Origin of the sequence: Acidovorax sp. FG27, assembly GCF_040365715.1 — a bacterium.
Taxonomy (GTDB): Bacteria; Pseudomonadota; Gammaproteobacteria; order Burkholderiales; family Burkholderiaceae_C; genus Paracidovorax.
The window spans coordinates 191,747-217,176 of the sequence record NZ_BAABVY010000009.1 but is presented as its reverse complement, the minus strand read 5'-3'; the positions used below and the strand labels follow the sequence as shown (position 1 = coordinate 217,176).

The following is a 25,430-nucleotide window of genomic DNA, read 5'->3' as shown; positions in this document are numbered from 1 at the left end:
ACCTCCCCATTCGAAGGGCGCTCCATGCTCAAACAGCGTGTCATCACTGCCCTGGTCCTGCTGGCCATCCTGCTGCCGGCGCTGTTCTATCCGTCGCCGGTTCCCTTCACGGCCGTGGTGCTGGTGCTCATGGCCGCCGGCGCGTGGGAATGGGCCCGCCTCAACGGGGTGCAGGGCGCGGGGGCGTTGGCGATCGGCGGCGTGTGCGTCGCGCTGTGCGGCGCGACCTGGGCGCTGGGGGGCCTGCACGTCCCTCTGCCCTGGGTGTGGGCCGTGGGTGGCGCCGCGTGGGTGTTGGGCGGCGCATGGCTGTTGCGCGGCGGGGTGGCCGGCTGGCCCCGGGTGCCCCGGGCGGTGCGCCTGGTGGGCGGCATCCTCGCGCTCTGGATGGCCTGGGTGGCCGTGGTCCAGGCCCGCATGACGGGCATCAACTTCCTCCTGTCCATCCTGGTGCTCGTCTGGGTGGCCGACATCTTTGCCTATTTCGCCGGCCGGGCCTTCGGCCTGCGGTTCACCCGGAGCAAGCTCGCCCCCTCGATCAGCCCCGGCAAGAGCTGGGAAGGCGTCTGGGGCGGCATGGCCGGCGTGGTGGTGCTGGCGTGCGCGTGGGTGGCGGCCGACCGGTATTTCCAGGCGGGCGTGCCCAGCTTCTACAGCCGCCTGGCGGCATCCGGCTGGTGGCTGGTGTTGATCGGCGCCGTGTTCATGGCGGCGATGAGCGTGGTGGGCGACCTGGTCGAGTCGCTCATCAAGCGCAGCGCCGGCGCGAAGGACAGCAGCGCGCTGCTGCCCGGCCACGGGGGCGTGCTCGACCGCATCGATGCGCTGCTGCCCACGCTGCCCCTGGCCCTGATGCTTTCCTCTTTCGCTGCCGCATGAAACAACGCCTCACCGTCTTGGGATCGACCGGATCGATCGGTACCAGCACGCTCGACGTGGTGAGCCGTCACCCGGACCGCTACGAGATCTTCGCGCTCAGCGCCGCGACGCAGGTCGACCAGATGCTGGCCCAGTGCGCCCGGTTCCGCCCCCGCTTCGCCGTGATGGCCAGCGCGCCGCATGCGCAGGCACTGGCCGAAAAGATCCAGGCGAATGGGCTGCCGACGCAGGTACTGCAAGGGCCTGATGCTATTGAAAAGATAGCATCCCATCCCGACGTCGACATGGTCATGGCCGCCATCGTGGGCGCTGCCGGGCTGGCGCCCTGCCTGGCCGCCGCGCAGGCCGGCAAGCGGCTGCTGTTGGCCAACAAGGAAGCCCTGGTCGTCGGCGGCGACCTGTTCATGGCGGCGGTGAAGTCGGGCGGCGCCACCTTGCTGCCCATCGACAGCGAGCATTCGGCGATCTTCCAGAGCCTGCCGGAAGACGCCTCCACCTGGGCGCGCCGCATCGATCATGTGATCCTCACGGCGTCGGGTGGCCCGTTCCGCCAACGCGATCCGGCCACGCTGCGCGAGGTGACGCCCGAGCAGGCGTGCGCGCACCCGAATTTCTCGATGGGCCGCAAGATCTCGGTGGATTCGGCGACCATGATGAACAAGGCGCTGGAGGTGATCGAGGCACGCTGGCTGTTCGACCTCGCACCCGAGCAGATCAAGGTCGTCATCCATCCGCAGCAGATCATCCATTCGATGGTGCAGTTCGTCGACGCATCGATCATCGCGCAGCTGGGCACGCCCGACATGCGCGTGCCGATCGCCTGCGGCCTGGCCTGGCCGGAACGCATCGAGAGCGGGGCGGCGCGGCTCGACTTCACGGCCCTGGCCGGCCTGACGTTCGAAGAGGCGGACGCCACGCGCTTTCCGGGCCTGCATCTGTCGTGGCAGGCGCTGCGTGCCGTGCCGGGCACCACGGCGGTGCTGAACGCCGCCAACGAGGTGGCGGTGGCCGCGTTCCTGGATCGCCGGATCCGCTTCGATCAGATTCACCAGTTGAACCTTGCAACTTTGGAGGCCCTTTCGCCCTCCAAGCCGGACTCGCTCGAAGCCCTGCTGGCGCTGGACGCCCAGGCCCGCGCGGCGGCCGACCGCATCGCCGGCCGTCTGCACACATCCTTCTGACCCTTGCCGGGAACACACCAATGCTCTTGACCGTGGTTGCTTTCGTCGTCGCGCTGGGCTTGCTGATCGCGGTGCATGAGTACGGCCACTACCGCGTCGCGGTGGCCTGCGGCGTGAAGGTGCTGCGGTTTTCGGTGGGCTTCGGCAAGCCGCTGCTGCGCTGGCAGCCCCAGGGCTCGCCGACCGAATTCGTGATCGGCGCCGTTCCGCTGGGGGGCTACGTTCGCATGCTCGACGAGCGCGAGGCGCCCGTCGCCGACGAGGAACGGCATCTCGCCTTCAACACGCAGCCGCTGCGTTCGCGCGCCGCCATCGTGGCCGCCGGGCCGGCGGCCAACCTGCTGCTCGCCATCGCGCTCTACGCCGCCGTGAACTGGTCCGGCGTCGAGGAGCCCAAGGCCTACCTGGCCAGTCCCGTCGCGGGCTCTATCGCCCAGCGTGCCGGGCTGCAGGGCGGCGAGCTGGTGCTGTCGGCCGCGCTGGCCGGCGAGGAGGCCGAGCCGGTGCGCTCGTTCGAGGACCTGCGCTGGACGCTGACGCGCGGCGCGCTGGACGGCGACAACGTCCGGCTCGAGGTGCAGCCCGCCGCCGGCTCGGGCCGCCGCCAGGTGCTGCTGGAGCTCTCGCAGATCGAGACCCGCGAGGCCGACGCGCAGCTCTTTCGCAAGATCGGCATCGTGGGTCCGTGGACCCGGCCGGTGATCGGCGAGGTGATGGCCGGCGGCGCAGCCGAGCGCGCAGGGCTGCGGCAGGGCGACGTGGTGCGCCAGGTCGGCGCCACGGTGGTGGTCGACGGCCAGCAGCTGCGCGACGTCATCCGCTCATCGGTGCGCGGCTCCCAGCCGCTGACGCAGACCTGGCTCGTGGAGCGCGGCGGCCGCACCCAGTCCGTGCAGGTCACGCCCGACGCCCAGCAGGACGCGGGCACGACCGTCGGGCGCATCGCGGCCTACGTCGGCACGCCGCCCGAATTCGTCACCGTGCGCTACGGGCCGCTCGAAGGCCTCTGGAACGGCATCGTGCGGACCTGGGACGTCTCGTTGCTCACGCTCAAGATGATGGGCCGCATGGTGATCGGCGAAGCCTCCATCAAGAACCTGAGCGGCCCGCTCACCATCGCCGATTACGCCGGCCGTTCCGCCAGCATGGGACTGACGCAATACCTGGCGTTCCTGGCGCTCATCAGCGTCAGTCTGGGGGTGCTGAACCTGCTGCCGCTGCCCGTCCTCGATGGGGGGCACCTGATGTATTATCTTTGGGAAGGCGTGACGGGCAGGGGCGTGTCGGAAGCCTGGATGGAGCGCTTGCAACGCGGGGGTGTTGCCGTGCTGCTTCTGATGATGTCCATTGCCCTTTTCAACGATGTCACCCGCCTGTTTGGCTAACTTCATGCCGCGCCTGCAACCCCGCAGCGGCTACAGCTTCACTTCATGAAAAAACACATCAATCGCATGGGCGTGCGCAGAGCGGTGGCCGTGGCCGCCATGGTCCTGTCCGCCAACGCCGCGTGGGCGCTGGAACCGTTCAAGGTGCAGGACATCCGGGTCGAGGGCCTGCAACGGGTCGAGCCCGGCACCATCTTCGCCTCGCTGCCCCTGCGCGTGGGTGACGACTACAACGACGAGAAGGGCTCGGCCGCGATCCGTGCGCTGTTCGCGCTCGGCCTCTTCAAGGACGTGCGGCTCGAGGCGGCGGGCAACGTGCTCGTGGTGGTGGTCGAAGAACGCCCCACCATCGCCGACGTCGATTTCGCCGGCACCAAGGAATTCGACAAGGACACGCTCAAGAAGGCCATGCGCGACGTGGGCCTGACCGAAGGCCGTCCCTACGACAAGGCGCTTGCCGACCGCGCCGAGCAGGAACTCAAGCGCCAGTACATCAGCAAGAGCCTCTACGGCGCCGAGGTGGTGACCACCGTCACCCCGATCGAGCGCAACCGCGTCAACCTCACCTTCACCGTGACGGAAGGCGAACCCGCGAAGATCAAGGACATCCGCATCGTGGGCGCCAAGGCGTTCAGCGAATCGACCCTGAAGGGCCTGTTCGACCAGGACACCGGCGGCTGGCTCAGCTGGTACACAAAGTCCGACCGCTATTCGCGCGCCAAGCTCAATGCCGACCTGGAGACGCTGCGCTCCTACTACCTGTCGCGGGGCTACCTGGAATTCAAGATCGATTCCACGCAGGTCGCCATCTCTCCCGACAAGCAGGACATCACCATCACCATCAACGTGACGGAAGGCCAGAGCTACGTGGTGTCGGGCGTGAAGATCGAGGGTAACTACCTCGACCGCGACGACGAATTCAAGTCGCTCATCACCATCCGCCCGGGCGAGCCCTACAACGCGGACAAGGTGGCCGAAACCACCAAGGCCTTCACCGACCACTTCGGCAACTTCGGCTTCGCCTTCGCGCGGGTCGAAGCCGTGCCCGAGATCGACCGCGAGAACAACCGCGTGGCGGTGGTGCTGAAGGCCGAGCCGTCGCGCCGCGCCTACGTGCGCCGCATCAACGTGAGCGGCAACAACCGCACGCGCGACGAAGTGATCCGCCGCGAGTTCCGCCAATACGAGGCCTCCTGGTACGACGGCGACAAGATCAAGCTGTCGCGCGACCGGGTGGACCGCCTGGGCTACTTCACCGAGGTGAACGTCGAAACGCAGGAAGTGTCCGGCTCGCCCGACCAGGTCGATCTGGTCATCAACGTGGTCGAGAAGCCCACCGGCTCGCTGCAGTTGGGCGCCGGCTTCTCCAGCGCCGAGAAGGTGTCGCTGTCGTTCAGCATCAAGCAGGAAAACGTCTTCGGCTCGGGCAACTACCTGGGCGTGGACGTCAACACCAGCAAGTACAACCGCACCCTGGTGTTCAGCACGACGGACCCGTACTTCACCCAGGACGGCATTTCGCGCACGCTCGACCTGTACTACCGCACGAGCAAGCCCTACCAGGAGCAGGGCGGCAACTACGAACTGGTCACCGCCGGTACCAGCGTGCGCTTCGGCGTGCCGTTCAGCGAGACCGACACCGTGTTCTTCGGTGGCGGCGTGGAGCAGACCAAGATCAAGGCCGGCACCAACATCCCGGCGGCCTACCTGGCCTACGCGGACACCTATGGCGCGACGAGCTTCTCGGTGCCGCTGACGCTGGGCTGGTCGCGCGACGACCGCGACAGCGCGCTGGCCCCGAACTCGGGCCGCTACCAGCGGCTGAACTCGGAGTGGTCGGTGGCCGGCGACGCACGCTATGTGCGCGGCAACTACCAGGTGCAGCAATACGTTCCGCTCAACAAGCAGTTCACCATGGCCTTCAACGGCGAGCTGGCCTGGGGTACCGGCCTGAACGGCCGGCCGTTCCCGGTGTTCAAGAACTACTACTCCGGCGGCCTGGGATCGGTGCGCGGCTTCGACCAGGGCACGCTGGGCCCGCGCGACGTGACGGGCGCCTCGCTCGGCGGCTCGAAGAAGCTCACGCTGAATGCCGAATTCATCGCGCCGTTCCCCGGCGCCGGCAATGACCGCACCTTGCGCGTGTTCACCTTCGTGGATGCGGGCAACGTGTATGGCGACAACGACAAGGTGGAGCTGAGCGAGCTGCGGGCTTCCGCGGGCCTGGGCCTGAGCTGGATCTCCCCGCTGGGTCCGCTGCGCATCGCCTTCGCGCAGCCGGTGCGCAAGTTCGCCGGCGATAGAATCCAGAAACTGCAATTCCAGATCGGAACGTCTTTCTAATGAAATCCTTTTCCCGCCACATTCCGCTCGTTCTCCTGCTCGGCACGCTGTCTGCTGCGGTGCCTGCCCAGGCGCAGGAGTTCAAGGCCGGGTTCGTGAACACCGACCGCATCTTCCGCGAAGCCAATACCGCCAAGGCGGCACAGGCCAAGCTGGAGCAGGAATTCTCCCGCCGTGAGAAAGACCTGGTCGACCAGGGCAACGCCCTGAAGACCGCGACGGAGAAGTTCGAACGCGAAGCGCCCACCATGGCCGAGAGCCAGCGCACCACCCGCCAGCGCCAGCTTGTGGACCAGGACCGCGACTTCCAGCGCAAGCGCCGTGAGTTCCAGGAAGACCTGGGCGCGCGCAAGAACGAAGAACTCAGCCAGGTGCTCGAGCGCGCCAACCGCGTGGTCAAGCAGGTCGCCGAGGCCGAAAAGTACGACGTGATCCTGCAGGAAGCCGTCTACATCAACCCCAAGCACGACATCACCGACAAGGTGCTGAAGGCGCTGAATGCGACGAATGGCGCGGCTGCCAAGTGAGCAGCGGCCACGGCGTGAGCCGGCGCGCGTGGTGACGGGCCGTCCGTGAGCTTGCGCCTCGGAGCGATCGTCGATGCGCTGGGCGGGACTCTGGAGGGCGGTGATGGCGAGGTGGAGATCCTGCGCATCGCACCCCTGGAGTCCGCAGGACCTGGCGACCTCGCCTTCCTGAACAACCCGCGATACCAGCCCCAACTGGCCGCCTCCCGGGCGGCCTGTGTCATTGTGGCGCCCGCGTTGCGGGATGCCGCGCTGGCACGCGGGGCGTGCATCGTCACGCCCGATCCGTACGTGTACTTCGCCCGGGTGACGCAGTTGTGGAAGCGTGCGCACGCGCCCTCAGGCGCCGGCGGCGTTCACCCGTCTGCGGTCGTCGACGCCGAAGCCTTCGTCGACCCCACGGCCACGGTCGGCCCGCTGTGCGTGGTGGAGCGGGGCGCCCATGTCGGCGCGCACACGGTGCTGAAGTCGCGCGTCACCATCGGTGAGCGCTGCCGCATCGGCGCCCGCTGCCTGGTGCACCCGGGCGTCGTCATCGGCGCGGACGGCTTCGGCTTCGCGCCCGAGCGCGGGGCGTGGGTCAAGATCGAGCAACTGGGCGCGGTGCGCATCGGCGACGACGTGGAGATCGGCGCCAACACCTGCATCGACCGGGGCGCGCTGGAAGACACGGTGATCGAGGACGGCGTGAAGCTGGACAACCTGATCCAGATCGCCCACAACGTGCGCATCGGCAGGAATACCGCGATGGCCGGCTGCTCGGGCGTGGCCGGCAGCACCACCATCGGCGCGCATTGCACCATCGGCGGCGCGGCATCGATCCTGGGCCACCTGGAGCTGGCCGACCACGTGCACGTGTCGACCAACACGGTGGTCACGCACTCGCTGAAACGCCCGGGGCATTACACCGGCGTCTACCCGATGGACGAAAATGCGAAGTGGGAAAAGAACGCGGCGACGCTCCGGAACCTGCATGGCCTGCGCGAGCGCATCAAGGCCCTTGAAAAACAAACTGAAAAGGACGGCTAGGCCGCTCCAGCAATGATGGACATTCACCAAATTCTCAAGCTCTTGCCCCACCGTTATCCGTTCCTGCTGGTGGACCGGGTGGTCGAGCTCGAACGGGGCAAGTGCATCCGCGCACTCAAGAACGTCACCATCAACGAACCCTTTTTCACGGGGCATTTTCCCGCCCGTCCGGTCATGCCCGGCGTGCTGATCCTCGAAGCGCTGGCCCAGGCGGCCGGCCTGCTGTCGTTCGACATGATGGGCGAGGCGCCCGGCGACGACAAGGTGTTCTATTTCGTCGGCATCGACGGCGCGCGCTTCAAGCGGCCGGTGGAGCCGGGCGACCAGCTCATGCTGAATGTCGAACTCGACCGCATCAAGGGCGGCATCTACAAGTTCAAGGGCGTGGCGCGCGTGGGCGACAGCGTGGCCTGCGAAGCCGAGATCATGTGCACCATGCGCAGCGTGGTCTGAACGTCCCACCAGGGCAGGGCGGCACGTGAGCAGCAGCAGCACCAGCATCCATCCCACCGCCGTCGTCGACGGCGCGGCGCATATCGACGGCTCGGTCTCCATCGGGCCGTATGCCGTGATCGGCCCGCACGTGCGCATCGGCGCGGGCACCACCATCGGCGCGCACTGCGTGGTCGAGGGGCGCACGACCATCGGCGTGGACAACCGCATCTTCCAGTTCGCATCGCTGGGCGCGGCCCCGCAGGACAAGAAGTACGCGGGCGAGCCGACCGAGCTCGTGATCGGCGACCGCAACACGATCCGCGAGTTCTGCACCTTCAACACCGGCACCGCCCAGGACCGCGGCGTGACCACGCTGGGCGACGACAACTGGGTGATGGCGTACGTGCACATCGCGCACGACTGCGTCGTCGGCAACCAGACCATCCTGGCCAACAACGCCACGCTGGCGGGCCACGTCCATGTGGGCGACCACGCCATCATCGGCGGGCTGACGGGGGTGCACCAGTTCACCCACATCGGCGCCCATGCCATGGCCGGTTTCGCCAGCCACGTGTCGCAGGACGTGCCTCCGTTCATGATGGTGGACGGCAATCCGCTGGCCGTGCGCGGCCTGAACGTCGAAGGGCTGCGCCGCCGCGGCTTTTCCGCCGCGCGCATCGCGGGCATCAAGCAGGCGCACCGGGTACTCTACCGGCAGGGCCTGACGCTGGAAGCGGCCCTGGCGGCGCTGCAGGACCTGTCCGCCGACCATCCCGAGGCGGCAGCCGACATCGCCTTGCTGCGCGATTTCGCCGCCGCATCGCGCCGCGGCATCGCGCGCTGAAGGGCGGGGGTCGATCGCCATGGGGCAGACGCCACGCGTAGCCATGGTCGCCGGCGAGACGTCGGGCGACCTGCTGGCCGGGCTGCTGCTGGACGGCCTGCAGCGGCAATGGCCGGGGCTCGTCGCCCAGGGCATCGGCGGGCCGCAGATGGAGCGGCGCGGATTCGACGCCTGGTGGCCCAGCGAGCGGCTGGCGGTGCACGGCTACAGCCTGGAGCTGGTGCAAAAGCTCCTGGGCATCCTCTCGATCCGCAAGCAGCTGCGCCAGCGCCTGTTGCAAGGGCCGGGTGCGCGGCCCGACGTGTTCATCGGCGTGGACGCGCCCGACTTCAACCTGGGCCTGGAAGCCGCCCTGCGCGCCGAGGGCGTGAAGACGGTGCATTTCGTCTGCCCGTCGATCTGGGCCTGGCGGGCCGAGCGGGTGGAGAAAATCCGCCGCAGCGCCGACCATGTGCTGTGCATCTTTCCGTTCGAGCCCGAATTGCTCGCCCGCCACGGCATCGCCGCCACCTACGTGGGCCATCCGCTGGCCAACGTCATTCCGCTCGCGCCCGACCGCATCGCCGCGCGCGCCCAGCTCGGCCTGGCGGCGGATGACGAGGTGCTCGCCGTCCTGCCCGGCAGCCGTTCCGCCGAAGTCACCTACATCGCCGAACCCTTCTTTCGGGCGGCGGCGCTCATCCTGCAAACGCGGCCTGCTATAAAAATAATAGTGCCTGCCGTTCCTGCGCTGCAGGAGCGCATCGAGCGGATGGCCCGCGAATGCGGGCTGCCCCCGGCCAGTGTCCAGGTCATTCGCGGCCAGTCGCACACGGCCCTGGCCGCCTGCGACTGCACGCTGATCGCCAGCGGCACCGCCACGCTCGAAGCCGCGCTCTTCAAGCGGCCCATGGTGATCGGCTACCACATGCACCCGATCAGCTGGCGGCTCATGCGCCGCAAGCAGCTGCAGCCCTGGGTGGGCCTGCCGAACATCCTGTGCCAGGACTTCGTCGTGCCCGAGCTGCTGCAGGACCAGGCCACGCCACGGGCGCTGGCCGACGCCGTGCTGGGCTGGCTGGATGCCCCCACCGTCAACCCCGCCGCGCTGACCACGCTGCAGGCGCGTTTCACCGCGCTGCACGAGAGCCTGCGCCGCGACACGCCCCGCCTGGCCGCCGATGCGATCCAGAAAATCATCACTGCCTGAACAGGTCTCGCTCGCCTGGCATCCGCCCGGCCTGGTCGCCGGCGTGGACGAGGCCGGACGGGGCCCGCTGGCTGGGCCGGTGGTGGCGGCCGCCGTCATCCTCGACGAGCGCCAGCCCATCCAGGGGCTGGCGGACTCCAAGACCCTGACCGCCGCGCGCCGGGAGAAGCTCTACGACGAGATCCGCGCCAAGGCGCTGTGCTGCAGCGTGGCGCAGGCCAGCGTGGGCGAGATCGACGACATCAACATCTTGCAGGCCACCCTGCTGGCCATGCAGCGCGCGGTGCAGGGCCTGCGCCTGCGGCCGGTGCGGGTGCTGGTGGATGGCAACCGGCTGCCGCTGCTCGACGTGCCGGCCGATGCCATCGTCAAGGGCGATGCGCTGGTGCAGGCGATCTCGGCCGCCTCCATCCTGGCCAAGGTCACCCGCGACCGCTGGTGCGCGCAGCTGCACGCGCAGTACCCGCAATACGGCTTCGCCGCGCACAAGGGCTACGGCACGGCCGAGCACCTGGCCGCGCTGCGCGAGCATGGGGCGTGCCCGGAGCACCGCCGCTCCTTCAGCCCGGTCGCGCAGGTGGTGCAGGTCAGCCAGATCACCCAGGTCACGCAGGTCACCCACGACGCGCAGGGTGTGTCGATCGTCACCCAGACGGTGGCCAGCGCCCTCGTGGCCCCGGCCGCGGGGGGCGAGGTGGGCGCATCGCCTGCGCCGGCGGCTGCCGCGGGCCGGGCAGGGGATCTCGGCCTGGTGCATGCCGGCAGCGGGGTGCTCACCCTCATGCCACCGCCCGCCGACGGCCCGGCGAGCCCCAGGCCGCGCCGTTCAGCCCGCGCCCGGGCCTGACGCGGCCGGCGCGCCGTGGCAGCCCTCCACCGATCCTCACCGCCGGCCCCGTGCCTGCCGACCGCATGACCTCTCCCATCACGCCCATCCACTCCCGTGACAACGCGCTCGTGAAAGACCTGCGCCGGCTGGCCCAGGACAGCGCCGCCTACCGCAAGCAGGGGCGCATCTGGCTGGAGGGCGACCACCTGTGCCGCGCGGCGCTCGACCGGGGCCAACGGCCGTCCATGGCGGTGTTTGCAGCCTCTTTTTGGCCTGCTGCGCAGGATGCATATGGGCATGCTGCTATGAAAAACATAGTGATCGACGATGCGCTCTGGCCGGAGATCAGCACGCTGGAATCGCCCGCCCGCATGGGTTTCCTGCTCGATCTGCCTGCCGCGCCGGCGCTGCAGCCGGGCGTGGCCACCGTCGTGCTCGACCGCCTGCAGGATGCGGGCAACGTCGGCTCCATCCTGCGCAGCGCGTCGGCCTTCGGCTTCGGCCAGATCGCGGCCTTGAAAGGCACGGCCGCGCTCTGGAGCGCCAAGGTGCTGCGCGCCGGCATGGGCGCGCATTTCGCGCTGCGGCTCGTCGAAGGGCTCGCAGCCGAGGACGTCGACGCGCTCGGGGTACCCCTGCTGGCCACCAGCTCGCACGGCGGCGCCCTGCTGCACCGCGCCCAGCTACCCTGGCCCTGCGGCTGGATCCTGGGCCACGAAGGGCAGGGCGTGTCCGAAGCGCTGCAGCAGCGCGCCACGCACCTGATCCGCATCGCGCAGCCGGGCGGCGAGGAATCGCTCAACGTGGGCGCGGCGGCCGCCATCTGCCTGCACGCCAGCGCGGCGCACGCGGATTCGCGGGCTTGAGGCTGGCGATCCCGCTCGCTGCGGGGCTTCAAGCCTTGCAGGCCTTCAAGCCTCGCCGGGCAGGAACGCCTCGCCCGGCGTGAGCGGCGCGTGCCGGTAGGTGGCCGGCGTGCGGCTCAGCGCCACCGGGCTGCCCAGGCCGCGGTAGCCTGAATCCATCTCGACCACCATCTTCCGGTGCACGGTGTGCGGATGCTCCAGCGCCGCGTCCACATCCAGCACCGGCGCCGCCGGTACGCCGGCAGCCATCAGCCGCTCGACCAACGTGGTGGCCTGCAGCGCCTGCGTGGCGCCCTCCAGCAGCGGTTTCAGCTCAGCGCGGTGGCGCGACCGGTCCCCCGCCCGGGCGAAGCGCTGGTCATGGGCCAGCCCGGGCAGGCCGATGCAGCCGCAGAAGGCCGCGAACTGCCGGTCGTTGCCCACCGTGACGAAGACCGGCTCGCTGGCGGTGCGCAGGGTGTCGTAGGGGTAGATGTTGGGATGGGCGTTGCCGGTGCGGCCCGGCACCCGTCCGTCCATGAACCAGTTCGCCGCATGCGGATGCAGCAGCGACAGGCCGCTGTCGTAGAGCGCCGCCTCGACGAGCTGGCCCCGGCCGCTGCGCTGGCGCTCCTGCAGCGCGAGCAGCACGCCGATGACGGCATGCAGGCCCGTCACCATGTCCACCACCGGCAGGCCGACGCGCAGCGCGCCGCCGCCCGCTTCGCCGTTGACGCTCATGATGCCGGACATGGCCTGCACCGCCGCGTCGTAGCCCGGCAGGCCGCCCAGCGGGCCGTCGCTGCCGAAGCCGCTGACGCGGCACCAGACCAGGCGCGGAAACCGCTGCGACAGTGTTTCGTAGCCGATGCCCCAGCGCTCCATGGTGCCGGACTTGAAGTTCTCCACCAGCACGTCGGCCTGGGCCACCAGCTCCAGCAGGCGGGCCCGGCCCTCATCGCCGGACAGGTCGAGGTGCTGCACGCGCTTGTTGCGGTTCAGCCCCATGTAGTACGACGCCACGCCATCCTGGAAGGGCGGGCCCCAGGTGCGCGTGTCGTCGCCCTCCGGTGGCTCCACCTTGAGCACGTCTGCGCCGTGGTCGCCCAGGATCTGGCCGCAGTACGGCCCGCCGAGGATACGCGAGAGGTCGAGCACCCGGATGCCGGCCAGTGCGCCGGTGGCGGCCCGCTCAGTCAAGGCGCACTCCCGACTGCTGGATGACTTGCGCCCATTTGGCCGTCTCGTCGGCGATGAAGCGCCCCAGCGCCTGCGGGCGGGTGTCGGCAGCGGCCTCCAGCCCCTGCGAGGCGAACAGCGTCTTGACCTTGGCGGTGGAGAGCGCTTCGGCGAAGGCCTTGTTGAGCAGGGCGATGCGGTCGGCCGGCGTGCCGGCGGGCGCCACCACGCCGAAGAATACGCTGACGTCGTAGCCCGGGTATCCCTGTTCGGCCACCGTGGGCACGTCGGGCAGGGCCTGCGAGCGTTTCGCGGTCGTCACCCCCAGCGCGCGCAGCTTGCCCGCCTTGACGTGGGGCTGGGCGGTCAGCACGTCGGTGAAGCTCATCGCGACCTGGCCGCCCAGCAGGTCATTGAGCGCCGGGCCGGTGCCCTTGTAGGGGATGTGCAGGAAGTCGGTGCCCGCCATGGAATTGAACAGCACGCCCGCCAGGTGCGACGAGGCGCCGCTGCCCGATGACGCGTAGGCCAGCGTGCGCGGGTGCGCCTTGCCGTGGGCGACGAGCTCCTTCACGTTCTGTGCGGGTACGCCGGGATGCACCACCAGCACGTTGGGCAGGTAGCCCACGCGGATCACCGGTGCATAGCTCTTGACCGGGTCGTACCCGATCTTGCCGTAGAGGCTCACGTTGATGGCCAGGGGCCCCGAAGTGCCGAACATGAGCGTGTAGCCGTCGGGCTCCGCCCGCGCGACGTATTCGGCACCGATGTTGCCGTTGGCCCCGGCGCGGTTCTCCACGATCATGGGCTGGCCGATCCGGTCCTTGATCTCGGCGGCCAGCGTGCGCGCCATGGCATCGGTCGGCCCGCCGGGCGGGTAGGGGATCACCAGAGTGATGGGCTTGGCCGGGAAGGCCTCCGCCGCGCCAGCGGGCGCCAGGAAGGCGGCCGCCAGCAGGGCGCAGGCGGCGGACATCAGGGTGCGTTTCTTCATTGGGTTTTGTCTCCGTTGTAGTGGGGGGTGCCTTCGAAGGTCAGGCGACGGCGGCGTCCGCCGAAGGCACACTGTGGCGGTCTTGCCAATCGGCAGGCGCCATGTCGGGCCGCAGCGGATCGCGCGGCAGCACGCGGTGCAGCAGCACCAGCCGGGCCCAGTGCATGCGCGCGGCGGAGCCCGTCCTGGCGGCTTCCCAGGCCATGGCGATGGCGCTGGTGCAGTGGTAGAGCGCCGATGCCGCCTGGCGGGCCAGCACCTCGCCGCCTTCCTGCAGCGCGGTCCCGGCGAGCGCGCAGGCGCGCTCGAAACTCTGGCGCAGGGCGGCTGCGAAGGCGGGGGGCAGGGCCGCGTCTTCGAGCAGCGCCGCGTTGTGCGCCGCCAGCACCGGCAGCGAGCCTTCGCGGCGGATCGCTCGCAGCACGTCCAGCGCGACGATGTTGCTCGTGCCTTCCCAGATCGAGCCCAGGTGCGCGTCGCGCACCTGGCGGGCGTCGCTGAATTCCTCGATGTAGCCGCAGCCGCCGCGCACTTCCATCGCATCGCCGGTCACCTTGCGGGCGTCGCGGCAGGCGCGGAACTTGATGAGCGGCGTAAGGATGCGCAGCAGCGCATAGGCGTCCTTCTCGCCGGCGTCCGAGCGCGCCAGCGCCCGCGCTGTCTGGAACACCATGGTCCGGGCCTGCTCGGCCGGCACGCGCAGCTTGTCGAGCTGGCGGCGCATGAGCGGCATGTCCTGCAGCGCCCGGCCGAAGGCCCGGCGCTCGGCGGCGACGAATTCGGCCTCGGACACCGCCCGCCGCATCAGCCCCGCGGCACGCACGCCGTTGGACAGGCGCGAGTTGTTCACCATGTCGGCCATCTGCACGAAGCCCCGGCCTGCCTCGCCCACCAGATAGGCCACCGCGCCGCCGAGCTGGATCTCACCGCTGGCCATGGAGCGCGTGCCCAGCTTGTCCTTCAGGCGGACGATGCGGTAGTGGTTGAGGCTGCCGTCCTCCAGGCGGCGCGGCAGCAGGAAGAGCGACACGCCCTTCAAGCCCTCCGGCGCTCCGTCGATGCGCGCCAGCACCATCGCGAAGCCGGCGTCGGGGTTCGAGCAGAACCACTTGTCGCCGGTCAGCCGCCAGCTGCCGTCCGCGGCCGGCGTGGCCCGCGTGGCGGTGGCGGCGATGTCGGAGCCCGCTCCCTGCTCGGTCATGAACATGGCACCCTGCGCCAGCTCGTCGAAGTCGAGCGACGTGAGCGTGGGCAGATAGCGCGCCAGCAGCTGCGGGCTGCCGAACTTGCGCAGCGTGCGCGTCAGCGAATCGGTCATCGAGACCGGGCAGCACAGGCCGAACTCGGCCTGCACGAAGAGGAACGTCAGGGCGTACTTGACCAGCGGCGGCATGGGGCCGCGCCAGCCCAGCGTCTCCTCGCGGTGGGACATGGCGCCCAGGCCGAATTCGCTCAGGGCCAGCCGTTCCATCTCCACATAGGCGGGGTGCTTGACGATGCGCTGCACGTCGAGGCCGGTGCGCGTGCGGTGTTCGAGCACCGGGGGGTTCCGGTCGGCGGTGCCGGCCAGTTCGTCCAGCAGGCCGCCGGCCAGGCCGCCCAGGCGCTCGAAGTGCGGGCGCATGTGGGCGTTGAGCGCGTCCGGCAGATAAAGGGCCAGCAGGGACTGCAGCTCGGTGTCGGTGTCGAACAGGTTGCGGCCGTGGCCATCCGGAACCGGATGGCTCTCGGCCGCGATGAAGGGTTGCGGCATGTCGATGTCTCCTTGGCTACTTGGTTGTGCCCCATTCTTCGCCGCCCGGCCATTCGTGTCTAATATCAAATAGGTCTTGCGCCATTCGAATCAACTATCTCGATAACGCCATGGAACTGAGGCACCTGCGCTACTTCGCGACGCTCGCGGAAGAACTGCATTTCGGGCGGGCGGCGACCCGGTTGAACATGTCCCAGCCACCGCTCTCGGTGGCCATCCGGCAGCTGGAGGAGCGCGTCGGCGCGCAGCTCTTCGAGCGAATGCCCAAAGAGGTGCGCCTCACGCCCGCCGGCCGTGCCTTCAAGGAATCGGCGCGGCGGGTGCTGGCGCAGGCAGAGGAAGCGGTGGCAGAAGCCCGCGATGTGGCGGCGGGGCTGGCCGGCCGGCTGCGCATCGGCTTCGTCGGCGCCATGCTCTACCGCGGGCTGCCGCAGGCGCTGGGTGTGTTCCAGCAGCGGCACCCGGGCGTGCGCGTGTCATTGCAGGAACTGAACTCCGGCGAGCAGATCGGCGAGCTGCTGCACGACCGGCTGGACCTGGGCTTCGTTCATACGAGCCGCCTGCCGGCCACGCTGCAGCAGCGCCTGCTGGTGGCGGAGCCCTTCCTGTGCTGCCTGCCCGCGACGCACCGCCTCGCGCGCAAAAAGGCCATCGATCTGCGCGATCTCGCGGGCGAGCCGTTCGTGCTGTTCGCCAGGGCCGTCTCGCCGGACTACCACGCGCGCATCCTGTCGGTCTGCGCGAGCGCGGGGTTCCAGCCGGAAATCGGGCACGAGGTGCGCCACTGGCTCGCGGTCGTCTCCCTGGTATCGCAGGGCCTGGGCGTCGCCCTGGTGCCGCAGGCCATGGAGCGCTCGCGCCTGCCGGGCGCCGTGTTCCGGCCGGTGGGCCCGGCCGTGGCGCAGTCAGAAGCCTATGCCGTGTGGCCCACGGCGGCGGACAACCCGCTGGTCGACGATCTGCTGGCGATTCTCTCGGCCGCACGCTCCGGCAAGCGCCCGGCGCAGGCTGGCGACGCCCCATGAAAAAAGCCCTGACTCTTGCGAATCAGGGCTTTTTTGTTTGGTGCCGGAGAGATGAATCGAACACCCGACCTTCTCATTACGAATGAGCTGCTCTACCGACTGAGCTACACCGGCGAAGACTTGAATTATATACCGGAATGGTAGCCCCTCACGCGTTCGACTTCATTTTTTGAGCCGAGGATCACGCTGACGCGCTGGTGCAGCTGCGTGGGCTCGATGTCGAGGATGCGCTGGCGGCCATCGGTGGCGGCGCCGCCGGCTTGTTCGACCAGCCAGCCCATGGGGTTGGCCTCATACATCAGGCGCAGCTTGCCGGGCTTGTTCGGCTCGCGCTTGTCCCAGGGGTAGAGGAACACGCCGCCGCGGGTCAGGATGCGGTGCACGTCGGCCACCATGCTGGCGATCCAGCGCATGTTGAAGTCCTTGCCGCGCGGGCCTTCCGTGCCGGCCAGGCATTCGTCGATGTAGCGCTTCACCGGGGCGTCCCAGTGGCGCATGTTGCTCATGTTGATCGCGAATTCCTTGGTGTCGGCGGGGATTTTCACGTTCTCTTCGATCAGCACGAACGAGCCCTGCTCGCGGTCCAGCGTGAACATCGCCACGCCGTCGCCCACGGTCAGCACCAGCGTGGTCTGCGGACCGTAGATGCAGTAGCCGGCCGCGACCTGCTTGCTGCCGGCCTGCAGGAAGTCTTCCGTCGTCACGCCGGGGTGGCCTTCGGGTTTCTTCAGCACGCTGAAGATGGTGCCGATGCTGACGTTCACGTCGATGTTGGAAGAGCCGTCGAGCGGGTCGAACAGCAGCAGGTATTCGCCCTGCGGGTAGCGGTTGGGCACGACGTAGATGCTGTCCATCTCCTCGGACGCCATGGCCGCCAGGTGGCCGCCCCATTCGTTGGCTTCGATCAGCACCTCGTTGGCGATGATGTCGAGCTTCTTCTGCACTTCGCCCTGCACGTTCTCGCTGGTGGCCGAGCCGAGCACGCCGCCCAGGGCGCCCTTGTTCACGGCGTGGCTGATGTGCTTGCAGGCGCGGGCCACCACTTCCAGCAGCAGGCGCAACTGCGAAGGGATGAGGCCATCGACGCGTTGCTGCTCGACGAGGTAGCGGGTCAGGCTGATCTTCTGGGCCATGAAGGGTTCTTTCTTTGGAATGCGGTGGATGGCGGGGCGTCGATCAGGCGGCGGCCAGGGCGCGGGTGACGACTTCGCGCACGTCGTTCGACAGCGCCGGCCTGGCGGCCACGCGCTCGATCGCGGCGCGGGCGGCGGTGCGGTAGGGCTCAGCCAGCTGGGTCCAGCGGTCGAGCGAGCGGGCCAGGCGCGAGGCGACCTGCGGGTTGATCGCGTCCAGCTCCAGCACGCGGTCGGCCCAGAAGGCGTAGCCCGCGCCGTCCGGCCGGTGGAAGCCGCCGGGGTTGCCGTTGCAGTAGCTGAAGATCACGCTGCGGGCGCGGTTGGGGTTCTTGATGCTGAAGTCCGGGTGCGCCAGCAGGGCCTTGACGGCCGCCAGCGCCTGGCCGCCGCGGTCGGGGGCGGAGGCCTGCAGGGCGAACCACTTGTCCAGCACCAGCGCGTCGTCCTTGAACATCGTGTGGAAGCGGGCCAGCGCCTGTTCGGCCAGCGGCTGCCCGCTGGTGACCAGGGCGCTCAGCGCGTTGAAGCGGTCGGTCATGTTGCCCGCGTCCTTGAAGCGCTGGTAGGCGCGGCCGGGCCAGACCGTGTCGCCGGACTCGCCCGCGGCCACGCACAGCATGGCCAGCGCCATGCCCGCCAGCGCGCGGCGGCCGGACGAGAGCGCGTCGGGGCGGTAGGCGCCGGTGTCGTGGTGCTGTTCCCAGACCGCTTCCCATTCCGGCCGCAGGGCGACGGCCAGTTGCGTGCGCATGGCGCCGCGCACGGCGCGGATGCGCTGGGGGTCGACCACGTCGAGCTGCTCGGCGATGTAGCCTTCGGAAGGCAGGGACAGCACCAGTTCCTTGAACGCGGCGTCCAGTGTGGGGTGGCGCAGCACGTCGCGCATGGCGGCGATGAAGCTCTGGGGCAGCAGATCGGAGGCTATTGGGGCTCCGGCGCCCGTCCCGCCTGGGCCTGCAGCTATTGCATTGATAGCAATGCGCAGCGCCAGGCGCTGGGCGGCCTCCCAGCGGTTGAAGGCGTCGGTGTCGTGCGCCAGCAGGGCCAGCAGCTGCTCGTCGGTGTAGTCGATGTCCAGGTGCACCGGCGCGCTGAAGCCGCGCAGCAGCGAGGGCACGGGGGCGGAATCGACGTTGACGAAGGTGTAGCTGTGGCTGGGCTCGGTCAGCACCACGGTGCGGTCGGCGGCGCCCGGCGCGGCTTCGCCTTCGAGCTGCAGCACGACGGGCTGGCCGTTCGCATCCAGCAGGCCCAGCGCGACGGGGATGACCATGGGCAGCTTCTCGGCCTGGCCGGGCGTGGGCGCGAGCGACTGCGACAGCGTGAGCGTGTAGGTGCGTGCCGCCGCGTCGTAGGTGCCGGTGGCGCGCACGCGGGGCGTGCCGGCCTGGGCGTACCAGCGCTTGAACTGCGGCAGCAGGCGGGCCAGGTCGCTATCGGGGTTGGCGTCGGCAATGGCCTGGGCGAAGTCGTCGCAGGTCACGGCCTGGCCGTCGTGGCGCTCGAAGTAGAGCTTCATGCCCCGGGCGAAGCCCTCGCGGCCCACCAGGGTCTGCTGCATCCGCACCACCTCCGACCCCTTTTCGTAGATGGTGACGGTGTAGAAGTTGTTGATCTCGACATAGCTGTCGGGCCGCACCGGGTGCGCCATCGGGCCGGCGTCTTCGGGGAACTGCACGGTGCGCAGCACGCGCACGTCCTCAATCCGCTTGACGGCGCGGGCCGACGGGCTGCCGGACAGGTCCTGGCTGAATTCCTGGTCGCGGAAGACGGTGAGCCCCTCCTTCAGCGACAGCTGGAACCAGTCGCGGCAGGTGACGCGGTTGCCCGTCCAGTTGTGGAAATACTCGTGGCCGACCACCGATTCGATGTTGCCGAAGTCCACGTCGGTGGCAGTGGCCTGGCTGGCCAGCACGTACTTGGTGTTGAAGACGTTCAGGCCCTTGTTCTCCATCGCGCCCATGTTGAAGTCGCTGGTGGCGACGATCATGAAGCGCTCCAGGTCCAGCGGCAGGCCGAAGCGGGCTTCGTCCCAGGCGATGCTGGCCATCAGCGAATTCATCGCGTGCTCGGTTTTTTCCAGGTCGCCCGGGCGCACGTAGATCTGCAGCAGGTGGTCGGTGCCCGAGCGGGCGCGGATGCGCTGCTCGCGCGCCACCAGCTTGCCCGCGACCAGCGCGAAGAGGTAGCAGGGTTTCTTGTGCGGATCGACCCACTTGGCGAAGTGGCGGCCATCGTCCAGCGGGCCCTGGTCCACCAGGTTGCCGTTGGACAGCAGCACCGGGTAGTCGGCCTGGCTGGCGCGCAGCAGCACGCTGTAGCTGGCCATCACGTCGGGCCGGTCGAGGAAGTAGGTGATGCGCCGGAAGCCCTCGGCCTCGCACTGCGTGAAGAACGTGCCCTGGCTCACGTAGAGACCCGAGAGCTGCGTGTTCTTGGCGGGGCAGCAGGTGGTGAAGATCTCCAGATCGAACGGCTCTTCGCCTTCGGGCAGGTTCTCCAGCACCAGGCAGCTGCCTTCCATCTTGAACGACGTGCCGGCGCCGTTGACCATGACGCGGGCCAGGTTCAGCTCGTCGCCGTCGAGCCGCAGCGGCGCGGCTGGCACGGCGGAGTTGCGGCGCACGCGCATCTTGTTGAGCACGCGGGTCTTGGCCGGGTCCAGGTCGAACGTGAGGTCCACGGTGTCGATCCAGTACGCCGGGGCGGCGTAGTCGGCACGGTGGACGGCGGTGGCTTGTCCTTCTCGCATCATGGCTTGGGGCTTTCCGGGCGCTTAGACGCCCTGCTTGAGGGAGGCTTCGATGAAGGCGTCGAGATCGCCGTCCAGCACCTTCTGTGTGGCGGAGATTTCGACATTGGTGCGCAGGTCCTTGATGCGGCTGTTGTCCAGCACATAGGAACGGATCTGGTGGCCCCAGCCCACGTCGGTCTTGGTGTCTTCGAGCTTCTGCTGCTCTTCCTGGCGCTTGCGCATCTCGTAGTCGTAGAGGCGCGAGCGCAGGCGCTGCCAGGCGACGTCGCGGTTGCTGTGCTGGCTGCGGCCGTCCTGGCACTGCACGACGATGCCGGTCGGGATGTGCGTGAGGCGCACGGCCGAATCGGTCTTGTTGATGTGCTGCCCGCCCGCGCCGGATGCGCGGTAGGTGTCGGTGCGCACGTCGGACGGATTGATGTTGATCTCGATGGAATCGTCGATCTCGGGGTAGACGAAGAGCGAGGCGAACGAGGTGTGGCGGCCGCCGGACGAATCGAACGGGCTCTTGCGCACCAGGCGGTGCACGCCGGTTTCGGTGCGCAGCAGGCCATAGGCGTATTCGCCCTCGATCTTGATCGTGGCGCTCTTGATGCCGGCCACGTCGCCCGGGGTTTCTTCTTCCACCGTGGTCTTGAAGCCCTTGCGCTCGGCGTACTTCAGGTACTGGCGCAGCAGCATGCTGGCCCAGTCGCAGGCCTCGGTGCCGCCGGCGCCCGCCTGGATGTCGACGAAGCAATTGAGCGGATCGGCGTCGTTGCTGAACATGCGGCGGAATTCCAACTCCTCGATCAGCGGGCGCAGCTTGGCCGTCTCGGCCTCGATGGTCTCCAGCCCGGCTTCATCGCCTTCTTCCTTGCTCATGTCGTAGAGCTCGGTGTTGTCGGCCAGCTCGCGCGTGAGCTTGTCGAGCGTGACCACGACGCCGGAAAGCGACTTCTGTTCCTTGCCCAGTTCCTGGGCTTTCTTCGGGTCGTTCCAGACGGCCGGATCTTCCAGCGATGCGTTTACCGTGCGCAGGCGTTCGAATTTGGCATCGAAGTCAAAGATACCTCCGTAGCTCTTGCGTGCGCAGAGCCAGGTCTTGGAGGGTGGTGCCGATGAGGTTGATGCGTTCTGCGTCCATGGTGCGGATGTCCTTGAGTTCTGTTCGTAAAGAAGTAACCGGCCATTTTCTCACGTGGTGGGGCAGGGCGGCCCAATGCCCCGCGCCCAGCCACGGCTGTGGCCGCCCGGTGTGGCGGAAATATCAAAAACGATAGCGCGATGCGCCCATGCGACGGGCGCAGGCGGCCGATTCGGCACTCGTCGGGGCTTGCCGGCGGCTCCTGCCGGTGGCCGCGGGGTGAGCTCAGGGCGCGGCCAGGAAGCCTTCGATCAGCGCCGCCACCGCCTGCGGCTGGTCGTGGTGCAGCATGTGGCCCGCGTTCTCCACCAGCGCCGTGCGGCAGTCGGGCACGCTGAGCAGGCGCTCGTGGTAGTCGGCCAGGGTGTACTGGCCCTTGAACCACTGGCCCAGGCTGTCGTCGCTCGCTTCCACCGCCAGCAGCGGCGCGGCGATGCGTTCATAGAGCGCCAGGGTCTCGTCGGCGCGGTAGATGTGCGGCCGCACGATCTTGTGCGCCGCGTCGCCCAGGATGCGCCAGCGCCCATCTTCGTCGGGCCGTGCCCACTGGCGCGCCAGCCAGGCCGCCTTGTCGGCCGCCAGGCGCGGGTTGGTCTTCATCAGCCGCTCGGCCACGCCCTCGGCGCTGGCGTAGTGCTTCAGCTCCTGCTCGCCGCGCTCGAGCTGCGCCAGCTCGTCCAGCCACTGCGCGTAGCGGTCGGGCGCCTTGGCCGCCGGCACGTCGGGCATGCCGAAGCCCTCCAGGTTCACCAGACGGCGGATGCGCGAGGGCCGCACGCCCGCATAGGTCATGGCCACGTTGCCGCCCATGCTGTGGCCCACCAGGTCGACCGGCTGGCCGGGCGCGTAGTGGTCCAGCAGGCGCTCCAGGTCGCCCAGGTAGTCGGCGAACTGGTAGTGGTCGCAGCGCTCTGCGGGCATCGACAGGCCGAAGCCGCGCCAGTCGGGCGCGATGATGGTGCGGCCCTGCACGAAGGCCTCGGAGAACGCATCCACCACGAACTGGTAGGACGCGCCCACGTCCATCCAGCCGTGCACCAGCACCAGCGGGGCGGGCGCCCCGGTGCCGGCGGCCGCAGCCGGGCCCCAGAGGCGCACGTGGTAGTCGAGGGTGCGGACGGGCAGCATGGCGCTGCGGGACGGGCGAAGGGGCTGGTACATGCGCCCGATTATTCCGGAACGCCCCACGCGCCCGCTGGCCCGGCGGCGACAGTGGCCGGGCCGGCGCTCGCGTCCAGACCGGCGCCCTCGCTGCAGAACTCGCGGGCAAAACGTAAACTGCCCCGCTTGTCCATGAAAGCCACTCATCCCATGAACACACTCCTCTTGGGGCAGAGCGATCTGCGCGTCACCCCCATCTGCCTGGGCACCATGACCTTCGGCGAACAGGTGGCCGAGGCCGATGCCCACGCCATCCTCGACCGCTCGCTAGAACGCGGCGTCAACTTCATCGACACGGCCGAGATGTACGCCGTGCCGGCCCGCGCCGAAACCTATGGCGCGACCGAATCCATCATCGGCCGCTGGTTCGCCCAGCGCCCGGGCGCGCGCGGCAAGATCGTGCTGGCGACCAAGGTGGCCGGCCCCTCGCGCGGCATGCCCTGGGTGCGCGAAGGCAAGGGGATGACGGCCGCCGACATCGTGGCATCGTGCGACGCCAGCCTGAAGCGCCTGCAGACCGACGTGATCGACCTCTACCAGATCCACTGGCCCGAGCGGCACGTGCCGGCCTTCGGGGCGCTCTACTACGACCCGGCCAAGGAAACCTCGCAGACGCCGATCCACGAGCAGCTCGAGGCCCTCGCCGGACTGGTGAAGGCCGGCAAGGTGCGGCACATCGGCCTGTCGAACGAAACGCCCTACGGCGTGCATGAATTCGTGCGCCTGGCCGAGGCGCACGGCCTGCCCCGCGTGGCCAGCGTGCAGAACCCGTACTGCCTCATCAACCGCAGCTGGGAAAACGGCCTGGACGAAACCTGCCACCGGCTGAACGTGGCCCTGCTGGCGTATTCGCCGCTGGCCTTCGGCCTGCTGACGGGCAAGTTCGACCAGCACGCGCCCACCGACCCCGGCGCGCCGCAAGGCGCCCGCATCGCCCGCTACGAATCTGTGCGCAAGCAGCGCTGGGGCCGGCCCGAAGCGCTGGCCGCGTCGCGCCGCTACAACCAGCTGGCGCGCGACCACGGCTTGACGCCCACGCAGATGGCGCTGGCCTTCTGCTACACCAAGTGGCAGGTGGCCAGCACCATCATCGGCGTGACCTCGGCGGCGCAGCTCGACGAGGACCTGGATGCCTGGGGCACGCAGCTGTCGCCGGAATTGCTGGCGCAGATCGACGCGATGCGGTGGGAGTTGCGCGACCCTGGGCAGTGAGGGGTGCATCCCCCTGAGTCGCCTTCGGCGCCTTCCCCTTTCTCTCGAACCGCTGGCGCGGTTCGGGAAGGGGGAGTGAGGACCGCGGCTCCATGCCTGCCTGCGCGAGCATGGACGGGACGAACGCCTCTCGCCTCTGGCGAGAGGCTGAACGCCGGTGGCCGGGCGAAGCCCGTTCCACGGCGTTCGCTGGCGTGGCCTGCTCCGCGGCCTTCTGACTCTTTGGGAGGTGAGGGCGGCTGGCGATGCCAGCGGCGCCATCGGGCTCGGCCTCCCGCGCTTTGATGGTTGCGTAGAAAATGGCCGCGAGCGCTGGTGGTTCAAGCGCATACAGCTATCATTTTTGAAGTATGGCCAAGAAAGACAAGACCGCGCACGTGAGCGAAACGCCCGCCACGCAGTGGCTGCGCGCGAACAAGGTGGCGTTCACCGAACACCCGTATGACTACGTCGAGCACGGCGGCACGGCCGAGTCGGCGCGGCAGCTGGGGCTGGATGAGCATGCGGTGGTCAAGACGCTGGTGATGCAGGACCAGGATGCCAAGCCGCTGATCGTGCTGATGCATGGCGACCGCAAGGTGTCCACCAAGAACCTGGCGCGGCAGATCGGCGCCAAGTCGGTGGAGCCCTGCAAGCCCGAAGTGGCGAACCGCCACAGCGGCTACCTGGTGGGCGGCACGTCGCCCTTCGGCACGCGGCGGGACATGCCGGTGTATGTCGAAGAGAGCATCCTCGCGCTGCCGCGCATCGCCATCAACGGCGGCCGGCGGGGTTTTCTGGTGCAGATCGAGCCCCGGGTGTGCGTGGACCTGCTGGGCGCCCGGCCGGTGCAGTGCGCGCTGGCAGAATAGCCGGCTGCCCCAGGCGCCGGGGCGGGGCCCGGCCCCGCGCCCTTTCCATTCCATCAGAGACAAGCCCTTGACCGCCTCCTTCTACCCGCTCCTTGCCACCGTCGCCGCCTACCTGCTGGGCTCGCTGTCGTTCGCCGTCATCGTCAGCCGCGCCATGGGGCTGAACGATCCGCGCACCTACGGCAGCAAGAACCCCGGCGCCACCAACGTGCTGCGCTCGGGCTCCAAGGCTGCGGCCATCGTCACGCTGCTGTTCGACGCGCTCAAGGGCTGGCTGCCGGTGGTGCTGGTGCGCTGGTTCGGCCGCCCCTACGGCATGGAAGAGGGCACCGTGGCGCTAGTCGGGCTGGCGGCGTTCCTCGGGCACCTCTGGCCGGTGTTCTTCCGCTTCGAGGGCGGCAAGGGCGTGGCGACGGCACTGGGCGTGCTGCTGGGCATCAGCGGCTGGCTGGGGCTGGCCACGCTGCTGACCTGGATCATCATCGCGTTCTTCTTCCGCTACTCGTCGCTCGCCTCGCTGGCGGCAGCGTTGTTCGCGCCGCTCTACTACGTGCTCTTCGGCGGCGTCGCCTGGTATACCGACGCCCGCATCGGCGTCGCCATCGCGGTGATGTCGGCCCTCCTGGCCTGGCGCCACCGCGAGAACATCCAGCGGCTCGTCAAGGGCACGGAATCGCGCCTCGGCGCGAAGAAGTCGCAGCCCAAGGCGGGCGCACCGCGCGCCTGACCCCGGCCCCGGCGCCGTGCACGGC

General features: G+C 69.0%; 21 protein-coding genes, 1 tRNA gene and 1 pseudogene. 15 read left to right on the top strand and 8 right to left on the bottom strand.

All coding sequences use genetic code 11. The features are described from left to right. Nucleotides 1-24 precede the first annotated feature (24 nt). The 11 genes and pseudogenes from ABWV53_RS07915 to ABWV53_RS07865 all read left to right on the top strand — a co-directional run bounded on the left by ABWV53_RS07915 (nucleotide 25) and on the right by ABWV53_RS07865 (nucleotide 11,507). Nucleotides 25-879 (top strand): phosphatidate cytidylyltransferase, encoded by an 855-nt coding sequence (locus ABWV53_RS07915; protein WP_353364653.1) that lies wholly within the window; start codon nucleotides 25-27, stop codon nucleotides 877-879. Continuing rightward, complete coding sequence (gene ispC, locus ABWV53_RS07910) at nucleotides 876-2,060, top strand: 1-deoxy-D-xylulose-5-phosphate reductoisomerase (protein WP_353364651.1); 1,185 nt, start codon at nucleotides 876-878, stop codon at nucleotides 2,058-2,060. Before ABWV53_RS07915 ends, ispC begins: the two co-directional genes overlap by 4 nt. 20 nt (nucleotides 2,061-2,080) lie before the next feature. Continuing rightward, nucleotides 2,081-3,445 carry an RIP metalloprotease RseP gene (gene rseP, locus ABWV53_RS07905; protein ID WP_353364649.1) on the top strand — a complete coding sequence of 455 codons (1,365 nt, stop codon included), beginning with the start codon at nucleotides 2,081-2,083 and terminating at the stop codon, nucleotides 3,443-3,445. Between the two features lie 45 nt (nucleotides 3,446-3,490). After that, entirely contained in the window at nucleotides 3,491-5,788 is a 2,298-nt protein-coding gene (gene bamA / locus ABWV53_RS07900) for an outer membrane protein assembly factor BamA (protein WP_353364647.1), read from the top strand. Beyond that, nucleotides 5,788-6,315 carry an OmpH/Skp family outer membrane protein gene (locus tag ABWV53_RS07895; RefSeq protein ID WP_353364645.1) on the top strand — a complete coding sequence of 176 codons (528 nt, stop codon included), beginning with the start codon at nucleotides 5,788-5,790 and terminating at the stop codon, nucleotides 6,313-6,315. The genes bamA and ABWV53_RS07895 overlap by 1 nt, the downstream gene beginning before the upstream one ends. Before the next feature lie 45 nt (nucleotides 6,316-6,360). Continuing rightward, nucleotides 6,361-7,344 (top strand): UDP-3-O-(3-hydroxymyristoyl)glucosamine N-acyltransferase, encoded by a 984-nt coding sequence (gene lpxD, locus ABWV53_RS07890; RefSeq protein ID WP_353364643.1) that lies wholly within the window; start codon nucleotides 6,361-6,363, stop codon nucleotides 7,342-7,344. A gap of 12 nt (nucleotides 7,345-7,356) precedes the next feature. Beyond that, nucleotides 7,357-7,797, top strand: coding sequence for a 3-hydroxyacyl-ACP dehydratase FabZ (gene fabZ / locus ABWV53_RS07885; protein ID WP_056663912.1), 441 nt, complete (start codon nucleotides 7,357-7,359; stop codon nucleotides 7,795-7,797). Nucleotides 7,798-7,822: 25 nt separating this feature from the next. Next, a complete protein-coding gene (gene lpxA / locus ABWV53_RS07880) occupies nucleotides 7,823-8,623 on the top strand; it encodes an acyl-ACP--UDP-N-acetylglucosamine O-acyltransferase (protein WP_353364641.1) in 801 nt (266 codons plus the stop codon). A 19-nt stretch (nucleotides 8,624-8,642) separates the two neighbouring features. After that, nucleotides 8,643-9,812 carry a lipid-A-disaccharide synthase gene (gene lpxB / locus ABWV53_RS07875; protein WP_353364639.1) on the top strand — a complete coding sequence of 390 codons (1,170 nt, stop codon included), beginning with the start codon at nucleotides 8,643-8,645 and terminating at the stop codon, nucleotides 9,810-9,812. Continuing rightward, a pseudogene (gene rnhB, locus ABWV53_RS07870) lies at nucleotides 9,784-10,398 on the top strand (ribonuclease HII); the annotation flags it as partial. The gene lpxB and the pseudogene rnhB, both read left to right, overlap by 29 nt. A gap of 326 nt (nucleotides 10,399-10,724) precedes the next feature. After that, the gene (locus tag ABWV53_RS07865) at nucleotides 10,725-11,507 is read left to right on the top strand and encodes a TrmH family RNA methyltransferase (RefSeq protein WP_353364637.1); all 783 of its coding nucleotides are present in this window, start codon (nucleotides 10,725-10,727) and stop codon (nucleotides 11,505-11,507) included. A 45-nt stretch (nucleotides 11,508-11,552) separates the two neighbouring features. Here ABWV53_RS07865 and ABWV53_RS07860 read toward each other — a convergent pair whose 3' ends face one another. Genes ABWV53_RS07860 through ABWV53_RS07850 form a run of 3 tightly spaced genes read right to left on the bottom strand, consistent with a single transcriptional unit; the run spans nucleotide 11,553 to nucleotide 15,412 of the window. Then, complete coding sequence (locus tag ABWV53_RS07860) at nucleotides 11,553-12,686, bottom strand: CaiB/BaiF CoA transferase family protein (protein WP_353364635.1); 1,134 nt, start codon at nucleotides 12,684-12,686, stop codon at nucleotides 11,553-11,555. Beyond that, the gene (locus ABWV53_RS07855; RefSeq protein ID WP_353364633.1) at nucleotides 12,679-13,659 is read right to left on the bottom strand and encodes a Bug family tripartite tricarboxylate transporter substrate binding protein; all 981 of its coding nucleotides are present in this window, start codon (nucleotides 13,657-13,659) and stop codon (nucleotides 12,679-12,681) included. Before ABWV53_RS07855 ends, ABWV53_RS07860 begins: the two co-directional genes overlap by 8 nt. Before the next feature lie 40 nt (nucleotides 13,660-13,699). Then, nucleotides 13,700-15,412 carry an acyl-CoA dehydrogenase family protein gene (locus ABWV53_RS07850; RefSeq protein ID WP_353364631.1) on the bottom strand — a complete coding sequence of 571 codons (1,713 nt, stop codon included), beginning with the start codon at nucleotides 15,410-15,412 and terminating at the stop codon, nucleotides 13,700-13,702. A 110-nt stretch (nucleotides 15,413-15,522) separates the two neighbouring features. Here ABWV53_RS07850 and ABWV53_RS07845 point away from each other — a divergent pair, with 110 nt between their 5' ends. Beyond that, a complete protein-coding gene (locus ABWV53_RS07845; RefSeq protein ID WP_353364629.1) occupies nucleotides 15,523-16,437 on the top strand; it encodes a LysR family transcriptional regulator in 915 nt (304 codons plus the stop codon). 38 nt (nucleotides 16,438-16,475) lie between these two features. On the opposite strand, the gene ABWV53_RS07840 is transcribed toward ABWV53_RS07845, so the two are convergent. The 5 genes from ABWV53_RS07840 to ABWV53_RS07820 all read right to left on the bottom strand — a co-directional run bounded on the left by ABWV53_RS07840 (nucleotide 16,476) and on the right by ABWV53_RS07820 (nucleotide 22,615). Beyond that, nucleotides 16,476-16,551, bottom strand: a tRNA-Thr gene (locus tag ABWV53_RS07840). 11 nt (nucleotides 16,552-16,562) lie between these two features. Then, entirely contained in the window at nucleotides 16,563-17,570 is a 1,008-nt protein-coding gene (locus ABWV53_RS07835) for a class 1 fructose-bisphosphatase (RefSeq protein ID WP_353364627.1), read from the bottom strand. Nucleotides 17,571-17,613: 43 nt separating this feature from the next. Beyond that, nucleotides 17,614-20,325: an aminopeptidase N gene (pepN, locus tag ABWV53_RS07830; RefSeq protein WP_353366667.1), complete on the bottom strand. Its 2,712-nt coding sequence runs from the start codon at nucleotides 20,323-20,325 to the stop codon at nucleotides 17,614-17,616. A 24-nt stretch (nucleotides 20,326-20,349) separates the two neighbouring features. Then, nucleotides 20,350-21,454, bottom strand: a protein-coding gene (prfB, locus tag ABWV53_RS07825; RefSeq protein ID WP_353364625.1) for a peptide chain release factor 2 whose coding sequence is annotated in 2 segments (ribosomal slippage) — nucleotides 20,350-21,372 and nucleotides 21,374-21,454 — 1,104 coding nt in all. Because the reading frame shifts where the segments join, the coding sequence is not laid out codon by codon here. Nucleotides 21,455-21,679: 225 nt separating this feature from the next. Next, complete coding sequence (locus ABWV53_RS07820; RefSeq protein WP_353364623.1) at nucleotides 21,680-22,615, bottom strand: alpha/beta fold hydrolase; 936 nt, start codon at nucleotides 22,613-22,615, stop codon at nucleotides 21,680-21,682. Nucleotides 22,616-22,765: 150 nt separating this feature from the next. Here ABWV53_RS07820 and ABWV53_RS07815 point away from each other — a divergent pair, with 150 nt between their 5' ends. From ABWV53_RS07815 to plsY, 3 genes are all read left to right on the top strand, one after another. Beyond that, nucleotides 22,766-23,827 (top strand): aldo/keto reductase, encoded by a 1,062-nt coding sequence (locus tag ABWV53_RS07815; protein WP_353364621.1) that lies wholly within the window; start codon nucleotides 22,766-22,768, stop codon nucleotides 23,825-23,827. Between the two features lie 350 nt (nucleotides 23,828-24,177). After that, a complete protein-coding gene (gene ybaK / locus ABWV53_RS07810) occupies nucleotides 24,178-24,678 on the top strand; it encodes a Cys-tRNA(Pro) deacylase (RefSeq protein WP_353364619.1) in 501 nt (166 codons plus the stop codon). 67 nt (nucleotides 24,679-24,745) lie between these two features. Beyond that, nucleotides 24,746-25,405: a glycerol-3-phosphate 1-O-acyltransferase PlsY gene (gene plsY, locus ABWV53_RS07805; RefSeq protein ID WP_353364617.1), complete on the top strand. Its 660-nt coding sequence runs from the start codon at nucleotides 24,746-24,748 to the stop codon at nucleotides 25,403-25,405. Nucleotides 25,406-25,430 lie beyond the last annotated feature (25 nt).

Bases quoted from the DNA above. Each gene is read 5' to 3' on its own strand.
- ABWV53_RS07915 (WP_353364653.1), top strand. From the start codon at position 25: ATGCTCAAACAGCGTGTCATCACTGCCCTGGTCCTGCTGGCCATCCTG.
- ispC (WP_353364651.1), top strand. From the start codon at position 876: ATGAAACAACGCCTCACCGTCTTGGGATCGACCGGATCGATCGGTACC.
- rseP (WP_353364649.1), top strand. From the start codon at position 2,081: ATGCTCTTGACCGTGGTTGCTTTCGTCGTCGCGCTGGGCTTGCTGATC.
- bamA (WP_353364647.1), top strand. From the start codon at position 3,491: ATGAAAAAACACATCAATCGCATGGGCGTGCGCAGAGCGGTGGCCGTG.
- ABWV53_RS07895 (WP_353364645.1), top strand. From the start codon at position 5,788: ATGAAATCCTTTTCCCGCCACATTCCGCTCGTTCTCCTGCTCGGCACG.
- fabZ (WP_056663912.1), top strand. From the start codon at position 7,357: ATGATGGACATTCACCAAATTCTCAAGCTCTTGCCCCACCGTTATCCG.
- lpxB (WP_353364639.1), top strand. From the start codon at position 8,643: ATGGGGCAGACGCCACGCGTAGCCATGGTCGCCGGCGAGACGTCGGGC.
- ABWV53_RS07865 (WP_353364637.1), top strand. From the start codon at position 10,725: ATGACCTCTCCCATCACGCCCATCCACTCCCGTGACAACGCGCTCGTG.
- ABWV53_RS07855 (WP_353364633.1), bottom strand. From the start codon at position 13,659: ATGAAGAAACGCACCCTGATGTCCGCCGCCTGCGCCCTGCTGGCGGCC.
- ABWV53_RS07850 (WP_353364631.1), bottom strand. From the start codon at position 15,412: ATGCCGCAACCCTTCATCGCGGCCGAGAGCCATCCGGTTCCGGATGGC.
- ABWV53_RS07845 (WP_353364629.1), top strand. From the start codon at position 15,523: ATGGAACTGAGGCACCTGCGCTACTTCGCGACGCTCGCGGAAGAACTG.
- ABWV53_RS07835 (WP_353364627.1), bottom strand. From the start codon at position 17,570: ATGGCCCAGAAGATCAGCCTGACCCGCTACCTCGTCGAGCAGCAACGC.
- pepN (WP_353366667.1), bottom strand. From the start codon at position 20,325: ATGCGAGAAGGACAAGCCACCGCCGTCCACCGTGCCGACTACGCCGCC.
- ABWV53_RS07820 (WP_353364623.1), bottom strand. From the start codon at position 22,615: ATGTACCAGCCCCTTCGCCCGTCCCGCAGCGCCATGCTGCCCGTCCGC.
- ABWV53_RS07815 (WP_353364621.1), top strand. From the start codon at position 22,766: ATGAACACACTCCTCTTGGGGCAGAGCGATCTGCGCGTCACCCCCATC.
- ybaK (WP_353364619.1), top strand. From the start codon at position 24,178: ATGGCCAAGAAAGACAAGACCGCGCACGTGAGCGAAACGCCCGCCACG.